Below are 15,208 nucleotides of genomic sequence, written 5' to 3'. Positions count from 1 at the left end.
CCGTGGGTCCGCACCCGGAACGGATGTAGCGCTGCACTACATCTATGCTCACACGATGGGACGGAGCCGCTGATGGGGTGGATGCACTACGAGCTGGCCGGCATGGACCTCGCCGACGTCCGCTTCGCCGTCTCCCCGCTGAACGAGCTGGTGCTGTCGCTGCGCGCGTGGCGCGACCCCGGCCGCTTCCCCGTGCACCTGCCGTGGCTGCGTCGCGTGCAGGAGGCCCGGCCGACCCTCGACGGGGAGATGCTGCTCGCGCTGACCAACGAGGTGATGTGGACGCCGGACTTCCTCACGCCGCGCCCGGGCAGCCCGCTCACCCGGCTCGACGACGAGCTCGCCGGCGTGGCCGCCGTCGACGACACGGTGGTGGTGCACGACCTCGCCGCGGTGCACCCGGGCGGCCTGCCCGCCCCGCTGCGCGGCCCGCTCCCCCGCGTACGACGCCGGATGCTCGACGCGCTCACCGGCTACTGGGACGCCTGCTTCGCGCCCGTCTGGCCGCGGATGCGCGCCGTGCTGCAGGCCGACGTCGTGCACCGCGGCACCGTGATCTCGGCGCGGGGCGCGGGCGCGATGTTCGCCGACCTCTCCCCGCGGGTCTCGTTCGCCGACGGCGTGGTGAGCGTCCGCCTCGGGACGCTCAGCGGGGAGTTCCGCCGCTCCACCACCGGCGCGGGGCTCACGCTCGTGCCCACCCTGTTCACCCGCGCGGCGTCGGCCCCGATCTCGCCGGAGGAGCCGCCCATGATCATGTACGGCGCGCGCGGTACGGGCACGCTGTGGCAGGCCGAGCGACACGTGGCGGGCGACGCCCTCGTCGCGGTCCTGGGCCGCGCGCGGGCCGGGCTCCTCACGGCCCTGGAGCAGCCGGCGTCGTCCACCGAGCTCGCCCGCCGCCTCGACGTCACGACCAGCGCCGTCAACCAGCACCTGCGCGTGCTGCGCGACGCCGGCCTGCTGACCTCCGCCCGCTCCGGCCGGTCCGTGCTGTACCTGCGGTCGGAGGTGGGCGACGCGCTGGTGGGCGACGGACGCGAGGTCCGGTGACCAAACCCACAGCCTGAGCTCCCGCATCTCGACAGTTTCCCGACACCGCGTTGCTATCGTTCCCGACATGACGTCGACAACTCGGGTCGGCGCGGAAGGGAGCACGATGTTTCTGGCGTGGCGCGAGCTGCTGTTCGCGCGAGCACGGTTCGGTCTGATGGGAGGTGTCGTCGCCCTCGTCGCGATCCTCGTCGTCATCCTCTCGGGACTCTCCTCGGGACTCGTGAACGACGGCGTCTCCGGGCTGAAGAAGCTGCCCGTGACGGCGTTCGCCTTCGACGAGGGCACCCCCGTCGACTCCGCGTTCTCGCGCAGCACGGTAGAGCGGGACCAGGTGGCCCGATGGGCACAGCAGGACGGCGTGGCCGACGCCGCACTGTTCGGGAACCAGCTCGTCAACGCGGAGGGCCCCGACGGCGAGGCGGTCGACCTGGCCCTCTTCGGCGTCGAGCCCGACTCTTTCCTCGCACCCCCTCCCAACCTCGTCGCGCAGGGCGCAGGGCTCGGGCAGCGCGACGGGATCGTCGTCAGCGAGACCGTGACCGACCTCGGTCTCGGCGTCGGCGACACCGTCACGGTCGACCGGCTCGGCACCGAGCTGAGGATCGTCGGCGTCCTTGACGGCCAGCACACCTACGGGCACGTGGACGTCGCGTACGTCCCCCTCGCCACCTGGCAGGAGATCCACGCCGGCGCCGGGCCCGGCGACGACGTGCGCCCCGACGACTACGACGAGGCGACCGCCGTGGCGCTGAAGGAGTCCGACGGTGCCGACATCGACCTCGCGACCGCCGGCACCGGCACCGGCACGACTGCCGTGCTCCTCGAGGACTCGTTCGAGGGCTCGCCGGGGTACGCGGCCGAGACCCTCACGCTCAACCTCATCCAGACGTTCCTGTACGCGATCTCGGCCCTCGTGGTCGGCGCGTTCTTCACGGTGTGGACCATCCAGCGCCGGCACGAGATCGCCGTCGCCCGCGCCATGGGCGCCCGCACCGGCTACCTGGTTCGCGACGCCCTGGGGCAGGCCGCGGTCGTCCTCGTCGGCTCGACCGCGGTGGGCATGGGCATCGGGGTCGGTTTCGGCGCGCTCCTGACGTCCACCCCCATGCCGTTCTCGCTCGAGCCCGTGCCGGTGGCGTCCGCCGCCGCGCTGCTGATCGCGCTCGGACTTCTCGGCGCGGCCGCAGCCGTCGGCCGCATCGCCCGCGTCGACCCGCTCACTGCCCTCGGAGGACAGCGATGACCCAGCCCGCCCCCACCACCATCACCACCGAGCGGCGCTCCGCCGCGGGCGACGGCCTCCGGCTGGCCGACGTCACGCTCACCCTCGGCGACGGCGACAGCACGGTGAAGGCGCTGGACCACGTCGACCTCACCGTCCCGGCGGGCGAGCTCCTCGCCGTCGTCGGGCCGTCCGGCGCCGGGAAATCGAGCCTGCTCGCCGTCGCCGGGGCGCTGACCCGGCCGGACTCCGGCACCGTCCTGGTGGACGGCGAGGACGTCGGCGCCTTCCCCGTCTCCCGCCAGGCCCGGTTGCGTCGCGAGCGGATCGGCTTCGTGTTCCAGTCGGGCAACCTCCTGCCCGCACTCACGGCGGTCGACCAGCTGCGCTTCGCTCTGCACGCCACGGGGCGCAAGGTCGCAGGTTCTGCGCGGTCGCCGCTCGAGCTCCTGGAACAGGTCGGCATGGCGCAAAAGGCCGGCCGCCGGCCGCACGAGCTGTCCGGAGGCGAGCGCCAGCGCGTCGGCATCGCCCGTGCGCTGGTGACGACCCCGGCGCTCCTGCTCGTGGACGAGCCGACCGCGGCGCTCGACCGCGCGCGCAGCCACGACGTCGTCGAGCTGCTCGCGGCCGAGACGCACGAGCACGGCGTCGCGACCGTGATGGTCACGCACGACCACGACGTGCTGGAGCACTGCGACCGGGTGGTGCGGATGGAGGATGGGAGACTGGTCGACTGACCGTCACGCCCCGGGCCGCAGGCCCAGGGCACCCGCGAGGAGGAGTGCCCGTGCCGCGCATCAGCGCCCCCACCGTCGCCGAGCACCGCGCAGCGCAGCAGCGGGCACTCCTCGACGCCGCGCGAGCCCTGCTCGCCGAGACCGGCCGCCCACCCACGTTCGCGGCGCTCGCCGAGCGCTCCGGCCTCGCCCGGCCGAGCATCTACCAGTACTTCCGCTCCGCCGATGATCTCCTGCGCGCGATGGTGGCGGACGTCTTCCCCCGGTGGGCGGCGACGGTCGCGACGGCCATGGATGACGCCGACGACGACGCGGGCCGGGTGCTCGCCTACGCGCGGACCAACCTCGAGCTCGTCGCCGAGGGCGAGCACGCCCTCGCCACCGCGCTCGCCGGCGCGGGGCCCGCCCCCGCCGTGGCCGAGGGGATGAGGGCGATGCACCGCGAGCTCCTGCGGCCCCTGGTCGACACCCTGCGCGCGTTGGACGTGGCACAGCCGGACCGGACCGCGGAGCTCGTCAACGCCGTGGTCAACGCCGGCTCGAGGATGCTTGAGTCCGGCGCGCCCCTCGACGAGGTCTGGGCTGGCACCGAGGGCCTCCTGGGGCCGTTCGTCGCCCGGCACAGGGCCGACGACGGTACGGACTGAGCACATCGCGCGTCAGCCCGCGACGCGCTCCAGGTGCGTGTCGAGCACGTCCAGCGCCCATCCGGCGTCGGCGTCGGGGTCCTGCCGCACGACGTGCAGCGCGAGGCCGTCGACGAGCGCGTGCAGCTCGCGCACCTCGACGCCGGACGGCGCGCGCCCGGTCAGGGCGGCCAGCGCGCGGGCGCACACGTCGCGGATGGCGTCCTGCGACGCGCGGTGGCCGTCGCGCAGGGCGGGGTCGGTCATGGCCGCGGTGCCGAGAGCGAGGTACACCTCCATCTCGGTGCGCCGCTCGGCGTCCAGCGGCAGGAGCTGGGCGAGCACCGCCCGCGACCAGCTCGCGCCGTCGACGTCGACGGCGGCGACGCGCTCCTGCAGCCGTTCCAGGACGAGCGCCACGGCGCGCTCGCGCACGCTGGCCACGGTGGGGAACGTGTAGCGCAGCGAGCTCTGCGGCAGGCCGGCCTCCGCGGCCACGTTGCGCACGGACAGGGCCTCGAGGCCGTCGCGCACGAGGACGCGCCACGCGGCCTCGGACACCTGGCGGCGGCGTTCGTCACGGTCGAGCTTCTGGGGCACGCGCCCATGTTCGCACAGTCGTGCGAAGTGTGCTAGAACTGTCTTCGCACGATCGTGCGACAAACTCCCAGCAGATCCCGAACGAGGGGAAGTGAGAGCCGTGGACTGGCTGATCCTCATCGCCGCCGGCGTGATGGAGGCCGTGTGGGCGACCGCGCTGGCCGCGTCGCGCGGCTTCAAGCGACCGGTGCCGACCGTGCTGTTCGTCGTCGGCCTGGCCCTGAGCATGTGGGGTCTCGCGCACGCGATGCTCACCATCGAGGTGGGCACGGCCTACGCGGTGTGGGTGGGCATCGGCGCGGTCCTCACCGTGCTGGTCGCCATCGTCCGCGGCGACGAGCGGCTGACCGTCGCGCGGGCGCTGCTGCTGGTCGGCCTGGTCGGGTCGGTCGTGGGACTCAAGGTGGTGAGCTGACATGAGCGCCGAGAACGTGGACGCGAGGAAGAACGTGACGACCGTGGCCTGGGTGGTGCTGCTGGCCAGCGCCGTCCTCGAGGCGGTCTGGGCCACAGCCCTGCACGCCAGCCGCGGCTTCACGGTGCCGGCCGACACGATCGTCTTCGTCGTCGCACTGTCGCTGAGCATGCTCGGCCTGGGCTACGCCGCGAAGCACATCCCCATCGGCACGGCCTACGCCATCTGGACCGGCGTCGGCGCCGCGCTCACCGTCGCCTGGGCGATGGTGACGGGCGCCGAGACGGCGTCGCTCCTCAAGGCCCTGTTCCTCGTCGGCATCATCGGCTGCGCCATCGGCCTCAAGGTGGTCGGCGACGGCGGGCACGCCCGCGGCGGATCGGACGAGTGAGGAGCTGCGGCCGAGGCGTCAGACCTCTCGGCGGTGGACCACCTGCGCCGCCGCCTGGTCGCGCGGCATGAGCAGCACCTGGTCGACGTTGACGTGGGCCGGGCGGGTGGCGATCCACGCCACCGTCTCGGCGACGTCCTCGGCCGTGAGCGGCTCGACGCCGGCGTAGACGGCGTCGGCCTTCTCCTGGTCGCCCTTGAACCGGACCAGCGAGAAGTCGGTGTGCACCATGCCCGGGTCGATCTCGCTGACCCGCACCGGCTGGCCGAGCAGCTCGAGGCGCAGCACCCGGGTGAGCGCGGCCTCGGCGTGCTTCGCGGCGTTGTAGCCGGCGCCGCCCTTGTAGGGCTCGCGGCCCGCGATGGAGCCGATGGTGATGACCTGGCCGTCGCCGCTGGCGATCAGGCTCGGCAGCAGCGCCTTGGTGACGCGGACGGTGCCGAGCACGTTGATGTCGTACATGCGCTGCCAGTCGGCGAGGTCGGCGTCCGCCACGGACTCCGTCCCGAGCGCGCCGCCGGCGTTGTTGACGAGCAGGTCGCAGCGCCCGAGCTTCTCCTCGACGGCCGTGGCGAACGCTGCGACGGACGCGTCGTCCGTGACGTCGAGGGGCAGCGCGGTGCCGCCGGTCTCGGCGGCCACCTGCTCGAGGCGGTCCATGCGGCGGGCGCCGAGGACCACGTGGAAGCCCGCCGCCGCGAGGGCGCGCGCGCTGGCGGCGCCGATCCCGCTGCTGGCTCCGGTGACGACGGCGACGCGGGCGCTGCTCGGCATGGGTCCTCCTCGGGACGGTCAGGGATGCCGTCTCAGCCTAGACGCGTTGTGAGCGGGCGTTTGGCCCCGTTTCCCCAGGGAAACGGGGCCAAACGCCCGCTCACAGCACTCTGGGTGGTCAGCCGTTGAAGGACGCCGGGTGCGGGCCGGTGCGGCCGTCGCGCTCCAGCCCGTCGATGGCGGCGAGCTCGGCGTCCGTGAGGTCGAAGCCGAAGACGTCGACGTTCGCGGCGATGCGCGCGGGCGTCACCGACTTGGGGATGACGACGCGGCCCTGCTGCAGGTGCCAGCGCAGCACCACCTGGGCGGGCGTGACACCGTGCGCGCGGGCGGCGTCGACGACGGGCGCGTCGCCCAGCACGGCGCCCTGCGCCAGCGGGCTCCACGCCTCGGTCACCGCGCCGTGGCGGGCGTTCGCCGCGACGGTGTCGCGGTTCTGCAGCGCGGGGTGCAGCTCCACCTGGTTCACGACCGGGGTGCTGCCGCCGAGGGCGGCGACGCGGTCGAGGTGCCCGGGCAGGAAGTTGGACACGCCGATCGACGTCGCGAGGCCGGCGGCGCGCAGGTCCTCCAGGCCCTGCCAGGCGTCGAGGTAGTCGTCCGTGGCGGGGGTCGGCCAGTGGATGAGGTACAGGTCCACGCGGTCGAGGCCGAGCTTCTCGAGGCTCTGCTCGAGGCCCTCGCGGGCGGCGGCGCGGCCCAGCCGGTCGATCCACAGCTTGGTGGTGACGAACAGGTCGCCGCGGGCGACGCCCGACTCCGCCAGGGCGCGGCCGACGCCGCGCTCGTTGCCGTAGACGGCGGCCGTGTCGATGCTGCGGTAGCCCGCGTCGAGCGCGGCGCTCACCGCGGCCGTGGTCTCGGCGTCGGGCACCTGGAAGACGCCGAAGCCGAGCTGGGGCATGGCGGTGCCGTCGGCGAGGGAGACGGTGGGGACGTTCGCGGTCATGAGGAGGGTCCTTCCGGTGGTGCGGTGCTGGGCTCTGGGGATGTCAGACGGCGGTCGGCGCGAGCTCGCGCTCTCGCTCGGCGGCACGGGGGCGGGCGAGCTCGCCGCCACGGGTGCGGACGGCGACCAGCAGGACGCCGAGCCCGGCGACGGTGACGGCCGCGCCGACCCACAGGGGCGAGGTGTACCCCGCGCCGGCGGCGAGGGCGAGGCCGGCCGCCCAGGCGCCGAACGCGTTGCCGACGTTGAACGCGGCGATGTTGGCGCCGGAGCCGAGCGTCGGCGCGGCGTCCGTGTACCGCATGATGCGGGTCTGCAGCGCGGGCACGGTCGCGAAGCCGAAGCCGCCCATGAGCAGCAGGCCGACGACGGTCGCGGCCTTGCTCTGCGCGGTGAGGGCGAAGAGGACGAGGACGACGGCCAGCACCGCGATGACGGTGACGAGCGCCTTGACGAGGTTCCGGTCGGCGGCGCGACCGCCCAGCACGTTGCCCGTGACCGTGCCGACGCCGAACACGACGAGCAGCCACGGGACGGCGGCGCTGCTGAACCCGCTCACCCCGGTGAGCGTGAACGCGATGTAGCTGAAGGCGCCGAACATGCCGCCGTAGCCGAGCACCGTGACCGCCATCGACAGCCAGACCTGGCGGCCGCGGAAGATGCGGAACTCCGACAGCACGGAGCCGGCGGAGCGGTGCTCGGTGCGGGGCACGAGCACGGCGATGCCGACCAGGCCGAGCACGCCCACGGCGGTGACGGCCCAGAACGTGGCGCGCCAGCCCGCCGCCTGGCCGAGGAAGGTGCCGAGCGGCACCCCGGCGACGTTCGCGACGGTGAGGCCCGCGAACATGATCGAGATGGCGGCCGCACGACGGTTCGCCGGGACGAGGTCGGCCGCGACGACCGCGCCGATCCCGAAGAACGCGCCGTGGCACAGTGCCGCGACGACCCGGCCGACCATCGTCATGCCGTAGGTGGGGGCGACGGCGCACAGCAGGTTGCCGACGATGAACAGGACCATGAGCAGCAGGAGCGCCCGCTTGCGCGGCATGCGGGACAGCGCGGCCGTCATGGCGATGGCGCCGACGGCCACGGACAGGGCGTAGCCGGAGATGAGGTAGCCGGCCACCGGCTCGGTGACGCCGAAGTCGGCGGCCACCTCCGGCAGCAGGCCCATGATGACGAACTCGGTGAGTCCGATGCCGAAGCCCCCGAGGGCGAGGGCGTACAGCGCGGCAGGCATCGAGGCCTCCAGGGTCGGGAGAGGGGAACGTTGCGCACGCAGTAGTTGCACGCGCAACGTTCTAGATAGTTGCACACGCGTTATATCGGCGCAAGGCGCTATGCTGTGACCCGGACGACGGGACACCGGGCCCGACGACGAGGCCCGCGAGGAGGCCGAGATGGGAATCGCCGACGACGCCGTCGAGATCCGCGCGCGCGGCTGGCGCACGCTCGCCGCGCTGCACGGGCTGATCGAGACGGACCTGGAACGCGCGCTGCAGAAGGAGCACCAGCTCTCCGTCGTGGAGTTCACCGTGCTCGACGCGCTGAGCCGCCAGGACGGCTGGCACATGCGCATGCAGCAGCTCGCGCGCGCCGCCGCGCTGTCCAACAGCGCCACGACGCGCCTCGTCACACGCCTCGAGGACCGCGGCCTGCTCACGCGCATCCTGTGCGCCGACGACCGCCGGGGCATCTACACCGAGCTCACGCCCGCCGGTCGCGCCCTGCTGAAGCGGGCCCGGCCCACGCACGACCGCGCGCTCGAGGAGGCGCTCACGCGTGCCGAGGACATCCCGGAGATCGCGCCGCTCGCGTCGTCGCTGCACGAGGTCGCCGCGGTCTGACGGCGACGCCCCCCCGAGGCGTGTCGGTGCCCGGTGCCACGCTGCGGGGATGCCGATCACCGTCGATGAGCTGCGTGAACACTTCCTCGCCGCCTGGGGCCCCGACACCTGCTACCCGCACATGAGCGCCGAGTGGACCCCCGAGCACCCTTCGCGCGACCAGTGCGGCATGACCGCACTGGTCGTCCAGGACGTCCTCGGCGGCGACCTGGTCCTCGCCGAGGTCCACGTCGACGGGGCGCAGATCGGCCACCACTACTGGAACCGGCTGCCGGACGGTACGGACGTCGACCTCACGGCGGACCAGTTCCGCCCCGAGGAGACGGTCGTCGGCGGCACGGTGGTCGTCAGGCCACCGGACGCACCCCGCTACCACCGGGAGCAGTACGAGCTCCTCCGCGACCGGGTCCTCGCCGCGCTGGGCGCCGCGTCCGAGCGCTGAGCCGAGTGCGGGACCTGCCCCTCAGGGGCGCGGCTCGACCGCGCCGCGCGGGATCCCCACCGTGGCGAGCAGGTCCTCGTGCAGCTCCATCCACACCCCGTGGACGGAGGCCGCGCCGATCCCGGCCACGCGCGTGCCGTCGCCACCCCGCGCCGCCGCCAGGGCGTCGTCGAGCCGCACGCCGTAGCCCGCGAACCGGTCGAGCTCCGCCGCGAGCCCGGCGAGCAGCGGCCGCGCCTCGGCGGCGACGGCCCCCAGCTCGTCGAGGACGCGGGCGTCCCAGGCGGCGTCGCGATGGTCGTTGAGGTCCAGCCGGCCGCCCGCGGCGGGCCTCAGCTGCCAGTCCGTGCAGGCCTGCAGCAGCCGGGCGTTGAGCGGGTCGAAGGTCGAGAGCGCCGCGCGCACGACGGCGGACGCCCGCCCGGTCGGGTCGGCAGCGAGCTCCGCCGCGAGGCGCCGCTCCCCCTCGGCCCGACCGCGCTCGGTGAGGGACCAGCCGCCGGTCCCGGCGAACTCCGCCCAGGTCACGTGGCCGAACGCCTCGAGGTCGAGCAGGTGCTCGCGGGCGACGTCGACCGTGAGCCCCGACCGCCCGGCGACGGCCGCGGCGTCCGCCGAGCCCCGCACGCGGACGGCGTGCAGCACGAGGAGCCCAGGCTCCGACACGCGGCTCACGGCGCCTCCCCCGCTCCCGCGGACCTCGCGACGAGCCGGTCGAGCCGCTGCTGCACCGCCTGCGGGGAGCCCAGCCCCAGCGCACCCGCCATCCGCCCCCAGGTGTGACCGGCGGCGCGCGCGGAGAACAGGGCCGCCGTCTCGAGCTGCTCGGCCTCGGCGCGCGCGGCGGGCACCAGCGCGAGGGCCGCGAGCGCCCCCGCGGCATCCTCCTCGGCGGTGAGCGTCCCGCCTGCCGAGCGCCACAGGTAGTGCCGTACCAGGTCCGTCGCCGACGGCGGCACCGCGCCCGGCTGCCACGGGCGCGAGGTCAGCTTGTCCGCGCCGAGGCCGAGCAGCACGCGCCGGGCGCGCGCCTCGGCGTCGGCGTCACCCTGGTCGCGCTCGTGGTCGGCGGCCTGGCCGGCGGCACGGTCGTCCGGGCGGGTCTTGCGTTCCATCCCGCGACCGTGCACCATCAACGAACTGTTGTCAATGATGTGTTGATGTCGCGCCATGGCGGCGGCGGGGACGAAGGTCAGGGGACGGAGGTGCGGCATGGACACCGTCGTGCCGCTCGACGCCGCGACGGCGGCGCACGGCGCCAAGGCGGCCGGCCTGGGCGCGCTGCGGCGGGCCGGGCTGCCGGTACCGGTCGGTGTCGTCGTCCCGCCCTCGCTCGAGGATGTCGACCTGCGGGCCGCCGTCGACGGGGCGCTCGACGCGCTGGGGCGGCGCTCGGCCGTGGCCGTGCGGTCGTCCGCGACGGACGAGGACGGGCCCAGGGCCTCGGCTGCGGGCCAGTACGAGACGGTGCTCGGCGTCACCGGCGCGAGCGACGTCGTCGCGGCGCTGCTCGCCTGCCGGGCGTCGGCCGTCGGGCCACGGGTCACCGCCTACCGGGCGGCGACGAGCGGCGCACCGGCTGCCGGAACACCCGCCGCCGACGTCGCCGTCGTCGTGCAGCGGCTTGTCGACGCCCGCGCGGCGGGGGTGCTGTTCACCGGCGGCGGGCGCACCGTCGTCGAGGGCTCCTGGGGGCTGGGCGAGAGCGTGGTGCAGGGCACCGTCGACCCCGACCGGTGGACCGTCGTCGCCGGGCGCGTCGTCGAGCACCGCACCGGCGACAAGCGCACCCGCGTGGACCGCTCCCCCGGCGGCACCAGGACCCGCGACGTCCCGGCGGCGGACCGCGACCGCCCCTGCCTCGACGACGACGCCGTGCTGCGCCTCGCCGCGCTCGGGCGACAGGTCGCCGACCTGCGCGGCGGCCCGCAGGACGTCGAGTGGGCGGTGGACGACGCCGGCACGGCCTGGCTGCTGCAGGCCCGCCCGGTCACGGCCGCCCTCCCCGTCGACCGCTGCGAGCGGGAGATCGGCCCTGATCGAGGGGCAGGACGGGGCCAGGCTCCCGCTCACAGCGACGACGGGGTGCTGCGGGGCACCGGGGCGAGCGGCGGCCGGGCGAGCGGGCCGGCGCGGGTGGTGCGCGGACCGGACGACTTCGGCGCGGTCCGGCCCGGCGACGTGCTGGTGTGCCGCGAGACGGACCCCGCGTGGACGCCGCTGTTCGACGTCGTCGCCGCCGTTGTCACCGAGACGGGCGGGCTGCTGTCGCACGCGGCGATCGTCGCGCGCGAGCTGCGGCTGCCCGCCGTGCTCGGCGTGCCCGCGGCGACCGACGCCCTGCGCGACGCCGGCGCGGTCGTCGTGGACGGCGACGCGGGGACCGTCGCGCGCCAGTGACCTGGGCACGGGCTGGACATCCCGTGGACGCCGCCGCACGGTCATGGAACGATCCGGACATGACGACGACGGCGCCTTCGCGCGTCGAGCACGCCCTCAACCCGTTCACGACGTCGCCGCCGGCGGCGTGGGGCCTGCGGGTGCTGGCGGCGCTCCTCGACTCCGCGCTCGTGGCGGCGGTGGCCTTCCTCGCGACGGGCGCCGCGCCGACCCTCGCCGCGCTCCCGGGCCTGGGCGAGCCCGGCGGGGCGGGCGGCGCGGCCTGGACGCCGAGAGCGTCGACGTCTCGGCGTCGGCGACGATCGTCGCGCAGCGCGCGGAGAGCTGGGAGTCACGGCTGGGCATCCACCGCAACGCCACGACGACGTGGCGCCTCGGCGCGCGGTGGACCGTGCCCGCCGACTGGCCGACGCAGCCCACCGGCACCCCCACCCTCGAGGCCCGCGCCGCCGACGACGAGCCCGCTACGACCGTCCCTGACGACGGCGACCCGCTCTGGGCCGACGGATCCTGGCCGGAACCGGCGCAGGACGCGGCCGGCGGCACGCCCACGACGCTCCGGTCGGAGACCCTCGTGACGCACGACGAGCTCGCCGAGGGGTGGGCCGCCACCGTCCTCGACGGGGTCGGCGAGTGCGGCACGGCGCTCACCCTCCCGTTGGACCCCGACCTGGCGCCGTGACGCGACGTCAGGGGCGGAACCTCGTCTGCCCGTGCGGCGACTTGGCGAACGCGAGCACCTTGTCGGTGACGACCCGGTAGACGAGCGCGCGCTGGCCGTGCGGGTCGAAGGACTCGTCGTCGTTCTCGAAGTCCCAGGCGTCGCCGTACTTGGCGCGGAAGCCGTCGGCGAGCCGGCGGAGCTCCGGCTCGCCGGTCGCGCGGACGACGACGCCCTCCACGACGACGTCGAGCCCGGCGTCCCACTCCGGGGACCCGATCGTCACGGCCACGTGCGGACTGTGTGCGAGGTTGTGGGCCTTCTGCTCGCCGGGGCCGGTGCAGAAGACGAAGCCGTCGTCGGTCCACAGCCCGACGAGCGGCGTGACGTGCGGGCGGCCGCCCGCCCGGACGGTGACGAGCCGGTACAGGGTCGCGGCCGTCAGCGCGGCCTCGACCTCCGGCCAGGGGGTGGGCGCGGTGGCCTCGCTGAAGCGGGCGTCGAGGGTTCCGGTGGGGGTCATGACAGGACAGACCCGCCGGGCCGACGGAACTCGTCGGCCCGGCGGGTCCGGGATCCTGCGGCGGTCGGCTCAGCGGCTGTGCGCCGACACGTCGCCCATCGTGGTGGTGGCGCGGATCGCGACCTGGACGTCGCCGCCGCTGTTCGTGATCGAGTTGTTGATGCGGCCCAGCGTCGTGCCCGCGTCGAGCGACGCGGTGACGCCGGACGCGACGCCCACGGTCACGTCGCCGGCCTGGGTGCTCAGGTCGAGCGCACCCTGCACGGCCTCCTCCACGCGGAGGTCGCCCTTCGCGGTGCTCAGCGTGCCGGGGCCGGTGAGCCGGCCGACGGTGATGTCGCCGGCCTGCGTGGCGAGGCGGGCGCTCGCCGCCTCGTCGATCTTGACGTCACCGTGCGCGGTCTCGACGACGACGGCGCCCAGGCGCCCGACGCCGCGCAGCGGGGCGCTCGCCGCAGTGACCTCGACCGCGGACCCTGCGGGCAGCTGCACCGTGACCTCGACCGAGCCGGAGGGCCCGAAGGCCCGGTGCCCGTCGGGCGCCGCGACGCGCAGGACGCCGTCGGCGTACGCGACGGTGGTCTGCTCGGCGGCCTCGACGTCGCGGCGCTTCGAGGCATCGGCGGGCCGCACCTCGACCGTGGTGTCGGACCGGTCGGCGGCGACGAAGGTGAGGCGCCCGGCCGGGACGTCGACGACGGCGGAGACGGGGGCGGGGGTGGCGAAGTTCTGCATCGTTCTCAGCTCCTGCGATGGTCGGTGCGGTGACTTTCTGACATACGAAACGCTACGTTGCGTTCGTAGATCGGGCAAGAGCAATGTTGCATCAGAAGACCGTTTGCGCAGGTCACGATGCCAATATCGTTGCACCAGGCCTGAACATCAACGCAACCACCGCGCTTGAGCCCGTTGCACCTGACCCGAAGTGAACGTAACGTGGCACCCGGCCCGACCCCGGGCCCGACCCCAGGAGGACGCCATGCCGGGAGGCCGGCTCACCGCCCAGGAGCGCCAGCAGATCGCGCTGGGCCTCGCCGACGACCTCGCGTACGCCGAGATCGCCCGCCGGCTCGACCGCCCGACGTCGACCGTCACGCGCGAGGTGATGCGCAACGGCGGCCCCGGCGGCTACCGCGCCGACCTCGCCCAGCGCGCCACCCAGCAGCGCGCGCACCGTCGTCGTCCCGCCTCGCCGCGCGCGACGTCCGGCTCGGGGGCCGCGACCGACGACGCGGCCCTGCGGGAGTACGAGGAGACGTTCACGACGCTGCTCATGCAGTCCGGCCTCCCCCGCATGGCCGCGGCCGTGCTCACGCGGCTGTACCTGGCGGACTCGGGCAGCCTCACCGCGGCGGAGCTGGTCGAGAGGCTGCAGGTGAGCCCGGCGTCGGTGTCCAAGGCGGTCGCGCTGCTGGAGAACCTGGGGCTGATCCGCCGCGAGCGCGAGGACGGGCGCCGCGAGCGCTACGCCGCCGACGGCGACGCCTGGTACCAGTCGATGATCGCCGCCGCGCGCTCCAACGCCGCGCTCGCCGCCACCGCCCGGCAGGGGGTCGACGTCCTGGGCCGCGACTCCGCCGCGGGCGCGCGCCTCGAGAACATGGCCCGCTTCATCGACTTCGTCGCCGACAGCATCACCCGCGCGGCCGAGCAGGCCCGCGACCTGCTGCACACCGGCCCGGCTACTTGATCGCGCCCATCGACAGGCCGCGCACCAGCTGCTTCTGCGCGATCCACCCGGCGAGGATCACCGGCAGCGACGCGAGCAGCGCGGCGGCGCAGAGCCGCGCGAGGAACAGGCCCTCGCTCGTCATCGTCGAGACGATGAAGATCGGCACGGTGGCGGCGCGCGACGCGGTGAGGTTGAGCGCGAAGAAGAACTCGTTCCACGCGAAGATCACGCAGATGAGCGCCGTCGCGGCGATGCCGGGCGCGACCATCGGGATGAGCACGGACCGCAGCGTCTTCATCAGCCCCGCGCCGTCGACGGCGGCCGCCTCGAGCACCTCGGCGGGGATCTCCTGGAAGAACGACCGCATCATCCACACCGCGATCGGCAGGTTCATCGCCGTGTACAGCACGACCAGCGTCCAGATGTTGTCGAGCACCTTGAGCTGCCCGGCGATGACGTAGATCGGCACGATGACGGCCACGACCGGCAGCATCTTGGTGGAGATGAAGAAGAACAGCACGTCGCTGACCTTCTCCACCGGCCGGATCGACAGCGCGTACGCGGCGGGGATGCCGAGCAGCAGCACGAGGACGGTCGAGACGCCGGTGGCGATCGCCGAGTTCGCGACGTACGTGCCGGACTCCCCGACCACCGCCTGGAACTGGTCGAGCGTCGGGGTGAAGAACCACGTGGGCGGGTCGGACGACGCCTGGTTCTCCTGCTTGAACGCCGTCATCGCCATCCACAGGACGGGGAAGAAGAACCCGAGCGCGAGGATCCAGGTGAGGGTGGTGAGCAGCCCCCCGGTGACGCTGCTCCGGCCTGAGCGGCGCGCGGCCGCGGACGGGGCGACAGGCGTGCGCGGGGCCGTTTCGGTGGCGGTCATG

Annotated in this window: 20 protein-coding genes; 11 read left to right on the top strand and 9 right to left on the bottom strand. The window is 74.4% G+C overall.

Features of this window, described 5'->3' with window-relative positions; all coding sequences use genetic code 11:
* Positions 1 to 72 precede the first annotated feature (72 nt).
* The 4 genes from ACQP6G_RS04505 (at position 73) to ACQP6G_RS04490 (ending at position 3,665) form a co-directional block, all read left to right on the top strand.
* On the top strand, positions 73 to 1,053 hold the full coding sequence (locus ACQP6G_RS04505; RefSeq protein ID WP_429763013.1) for an ArsR/SmtB family transcription factor: 981 nt from the start codon (positions 73 to 75) through the stop codon (positions 1,051 to 1,053).
* Positions 1,054 to 1,120: 67 nt separating this feature from the next.
* Positions 1,121 to 2,299, top strand: a complete 1,179-nt coding sequence (locus tag ACQP6G_RS04500) for an ABC transporter permease (RefSeq protein ID WP_429763012.1) — start codon at positions 1,121 to 1,123, stop codon at positions 2,297 to 2,299.
* Positions 2,296 to 3,018 (top strand): ABC transporter ATP-binding protein, encoded by a 723-nt coding sequence (locus ACQP6G_RS04495; RefSeq protein ID WP_429763011.1) that lies wholly within the window; start codon positions 2,296 to 2,298, stop codon positions 3,016 to 3,018. The genes ACQP6G_RS04500 and ACQP6G_RS04495 overlap by 4 nt, the downstream gene beginning before the upstream one ends.
* 50 nt (positions 3,019 to 3,068) lie before the next feature.
* Positions 3,069 to 3,665 (top strand): TetR/AcrR family transcriptional regulator, encoded by a 597-nt coding sequence (locus ACQP6G_RS04490; protein ID WP_429763009.1) that lies wholly within the window; start codon positions 3,069 to 3,071, stop codon positions 3,663 to 3,665.
* A 12-nt stretch (positions 3,666 to 3,677) separates the two neighbouring features.
* Here the strand turns inward: ACQP6G_RS04490 and ACQP6G_RS04485 are convergent, their stop codons facing one another.
* The gene (locus ACQP6G_RS04485; protein WP_429763008.1) at positions 3,678 to 4,244 is read right to left on the bottom strand and encodes a TetR/AcrR family transcriptional regulator; all 567 of its coding nucleotides are present in this window, start codon (positions 4,242 to 4,244) and stop codon (positions 3,678 to 3,680) included.
* A 100-nt stretch (positions 4,245 to 4,344) separates the two neighbouring features.
* On the opposite strand from ACQP6G_RS04485, the gene ACQP6G_RS04480 reads away from it, so the two are divergent.
* Complete coding sequence (locus ACQP6G_RS04480) at positions 4,345 to 4,659, top strand: DMT family transporter (RefSeq protein WP_429763214.1); 315 nt, start codon at positions 4,345 to 4,347, stop codon at positions 4,657 to 4,659.
* Position 4,660: 1 nt separating this feature from the next.
* Complete coding sequence (locus ACQP6G_RS04475; RefSeq protein WP_429763007.1) at positions 4,661 to 5,050, top strand: DMT family transporter; 390 nt, start codon at positions 4,661 to 4,663, stop codon at positions 5,048 to 5,050.
* A gap of 18 nt (positions 5,051 to 5,068) precedes the next feature.
* On the opposite strand, the gene ACQP6G_RS04470 is transcribed toward ACQP6G_RS04475, so the two are convergent.
* The 3 genes from ACQP6G_RS04470 to ACQP6G_RS04460 form a co-directional block, all read right to left on the bottom strand.
* The gene (locus ACQP6G_RS04470) at positions 5,069 to 5,824 is read right to left on the bottom strand and encodes an SDR family NAD(P)-dependent oxidoreductase (RefSeq protein ID WP_429763006.1); all 756 of its coding nucleotides are present in this window, start codon (positions 5,822 to 5,824) and stop codon (positions 5,069 to 5,071) included.
* 118 nt (positions 5,825 to 5,942) lie between these two features.
* Complete coding sequence (locus ACQP6G_RS04465; protein WP_429763005.1) at positions 5,943 to 6,773, bottom strand: aldo/keto reductase; 831 nt, start codon at positions 6,771 to 6,773, stop codon at positions 5,943 to 5,945.
* A gap of 43 nt (positions 6,774 to 6,816) precedes the next feature.
* Positions 6,817 to 8,016, bottom strand: coding sequence for an MFS transporter (locus ACQP6G_RS04460; protein WP_429763004.1), 1,200 nt, complete (start codon positions 8,014 to 8,016; stop codon positions 6,817 to 6,819).
* Positions 8,017 to 8,176: 160 nt separating this feature from the next.
* On the opposite strand from ACQP6G_RS04460, the gene ACQP6G_RS04455 reads away from it, so the two are divergent.
* Together ACQP6G_RS04455 and ACQP6G_RS04450 are read left to right on the top strand one after the other, a co-directional pair.
* Entirely contained in the window at positions 8,177 to 8,623 is a 447-nt protein-coding gene (locus ACQP6G_RS04455; protein ID WP_429763002.1) for a MarR family winged helix-turn-helix transcriptional regulator, read from the top strand.
* A gap of 49 nt (positions 8,624 to 8,672) precedes the next feature.
* The gene (locus ACQP6G_RS04450; RefSeq protein ID WP_429763001.1) at positions 8,673 to 9,065 is read left to right on the top strand and encodes a YunG family protein; all 393 of its coding nucleotides are present in this window, start codon (positions 8,673 to 8,675) and stop codon (positions 9,063 to 9,065) included.
* Between the two features lie 21 nt (positions 9,066 to 9,086).
* Here ACQP6G_RS04450 and ACQP6G_RS04445 read toward each other — a convergent pair whose 3' ends face one another.
* Complete coding sequence (locus tag ACQP6G_RS04445; protein WP_429763000.1) at positions 9,087 to 9,740, bottom strand: helix-turn-helix domain-containing protein; 654 nt, start codon at positions 9,738 to 9,740, stop codon at positions 9,087 to 9,089.
* The gene (locus ACQP6G_RS04440) at positions 9,737 to 10,180 is read right to left on the bottom strand and encodes a DNA-binding protein (RefSeq protein WP_429762999.1); all 444 of its coding nucleotides are present in this window, start codon (positions 10,178 to 10,180) and stop codon (positions 9,737 to 9,739) included. Before ACQP6G_RS04440 ends, ACQP6G_RS04445 begins: the two co-directional genes overlap by 4 nt.
* A gap of 97 nt (positions 10,181 to 10,277) precedes the next feature.
* Here ACQP6G_RS04440 and ACQP6G_RS04435 point away from each other — a divergent pair, with 97 nt between their 5' ends.
* Both ACQP6G_RS04435 and ACQP6G_RS04430 read left to right on the top strand, forming a co-directional pair.
* Positions 10,278 to 11,465 carry a PEP/pyruvate-binding domain-containing protein gene (locus ACQP6G_RS04435; RefSeq protein WP_429762998.1) on the top strand — a complete coding sequence of 396 codons (1,188 nt, stop codon included), beginning with the start codon at positions 10,278 to 10,280 and terminating at the stop codon, positions 11,463 to 11,465.
* A 391-nt stretch (positions 11,466 to 11,856) separates the two neighbouring features.
* Positions 11,857 to 12,147, top strand: coding sequence for a hypothetical protein (locus ACQP6G_RS04430; RefSeq protein WP_429762997.1), 291 nt, complete (start codon positions 11,857 to 11,859; stop codon positions 12,145 to 12,147).
* A gap of 7 nt (positions 12,148 to 12,154) precedes the next feature.
* Here ACQP6G_RS04430 and ACQP6G_RS04425 read toward each other — a convergent pair whose 3' ends face one another.
* Positions 12,155 to 12,649 (bottom strand): pyridoxamine 5'-phosphate oxidase family protein, encoded by a 495-nt coding sequence (locus ACQP6G_RS04425; RefSeq protein WP_429762996.1) that lies wholly within the window; start codon positions 12,647 to 12,649, stop codon positions 12,155 to 12,157.
* Between the two features lie 69 nt (positions 12,650 to 12,718).
* Complete coding sequence (locus tag ACQP6G_RS04420) at positions 12,719 to 13,384, bottom strand: DUF4097 family beta strand repeat-containing protein (protein ID WP_429762995.1); 666 nt, start codon at positions 13,382 to 13,384, stop codon at positions 12,719 to 12,721.
* Between the two features lie 244 nt (positions 13,385 to 13,628).
* Between ACQP6G_RS04420 and ACQP6G_RS04415 the strand changes: the two genes are divergently transcribed.
* A complete protein-coding gene (locus ACQP6G_RS04415) occupies positions 13,629 to 14,339 on the top strand; it encodes a GbsR/MarR family transcriptional regulator (RefSeq protein WP_429762994.1) in 711 nt (236 codons plus the stop codon).
* Here the strand turns inward: ACQP6G_RS04415 and ACQP6G_RS04410 are convergent.
* Positions 14,332 to 15,207: a carbohydrate ABC transporter permease gene (locus ACQP6G_RS04410; RefSeq protein WP_429762993.1), complete on the bottom strand. Its 876-nt coding sequence runs from the start codon at positions 15,205 to 15,207 to the stop codon at positions 14,332 to 14,334. The genes ACQP6G_RS04415 and ACQP6G_RS04410 overlap by 8 nt on opposite strands.
* Position 15,208: the final 1 nt, after the last annotated feature.

It is taken from the genome of Isoptericola nanjingensis (assembly GCF_050311635.1).
Classification (GTDB): Bacteria; Actinomycetota; Actinomycetes; order Actinomycetales; family Cellulomonadaceae; genus Isoptericola; species Isoptericola nanjingensis.
Note: the sequence above shows the minus strand (reverse complement) of the source record. Positions and strands in the feature narration are given on the sequence as shown.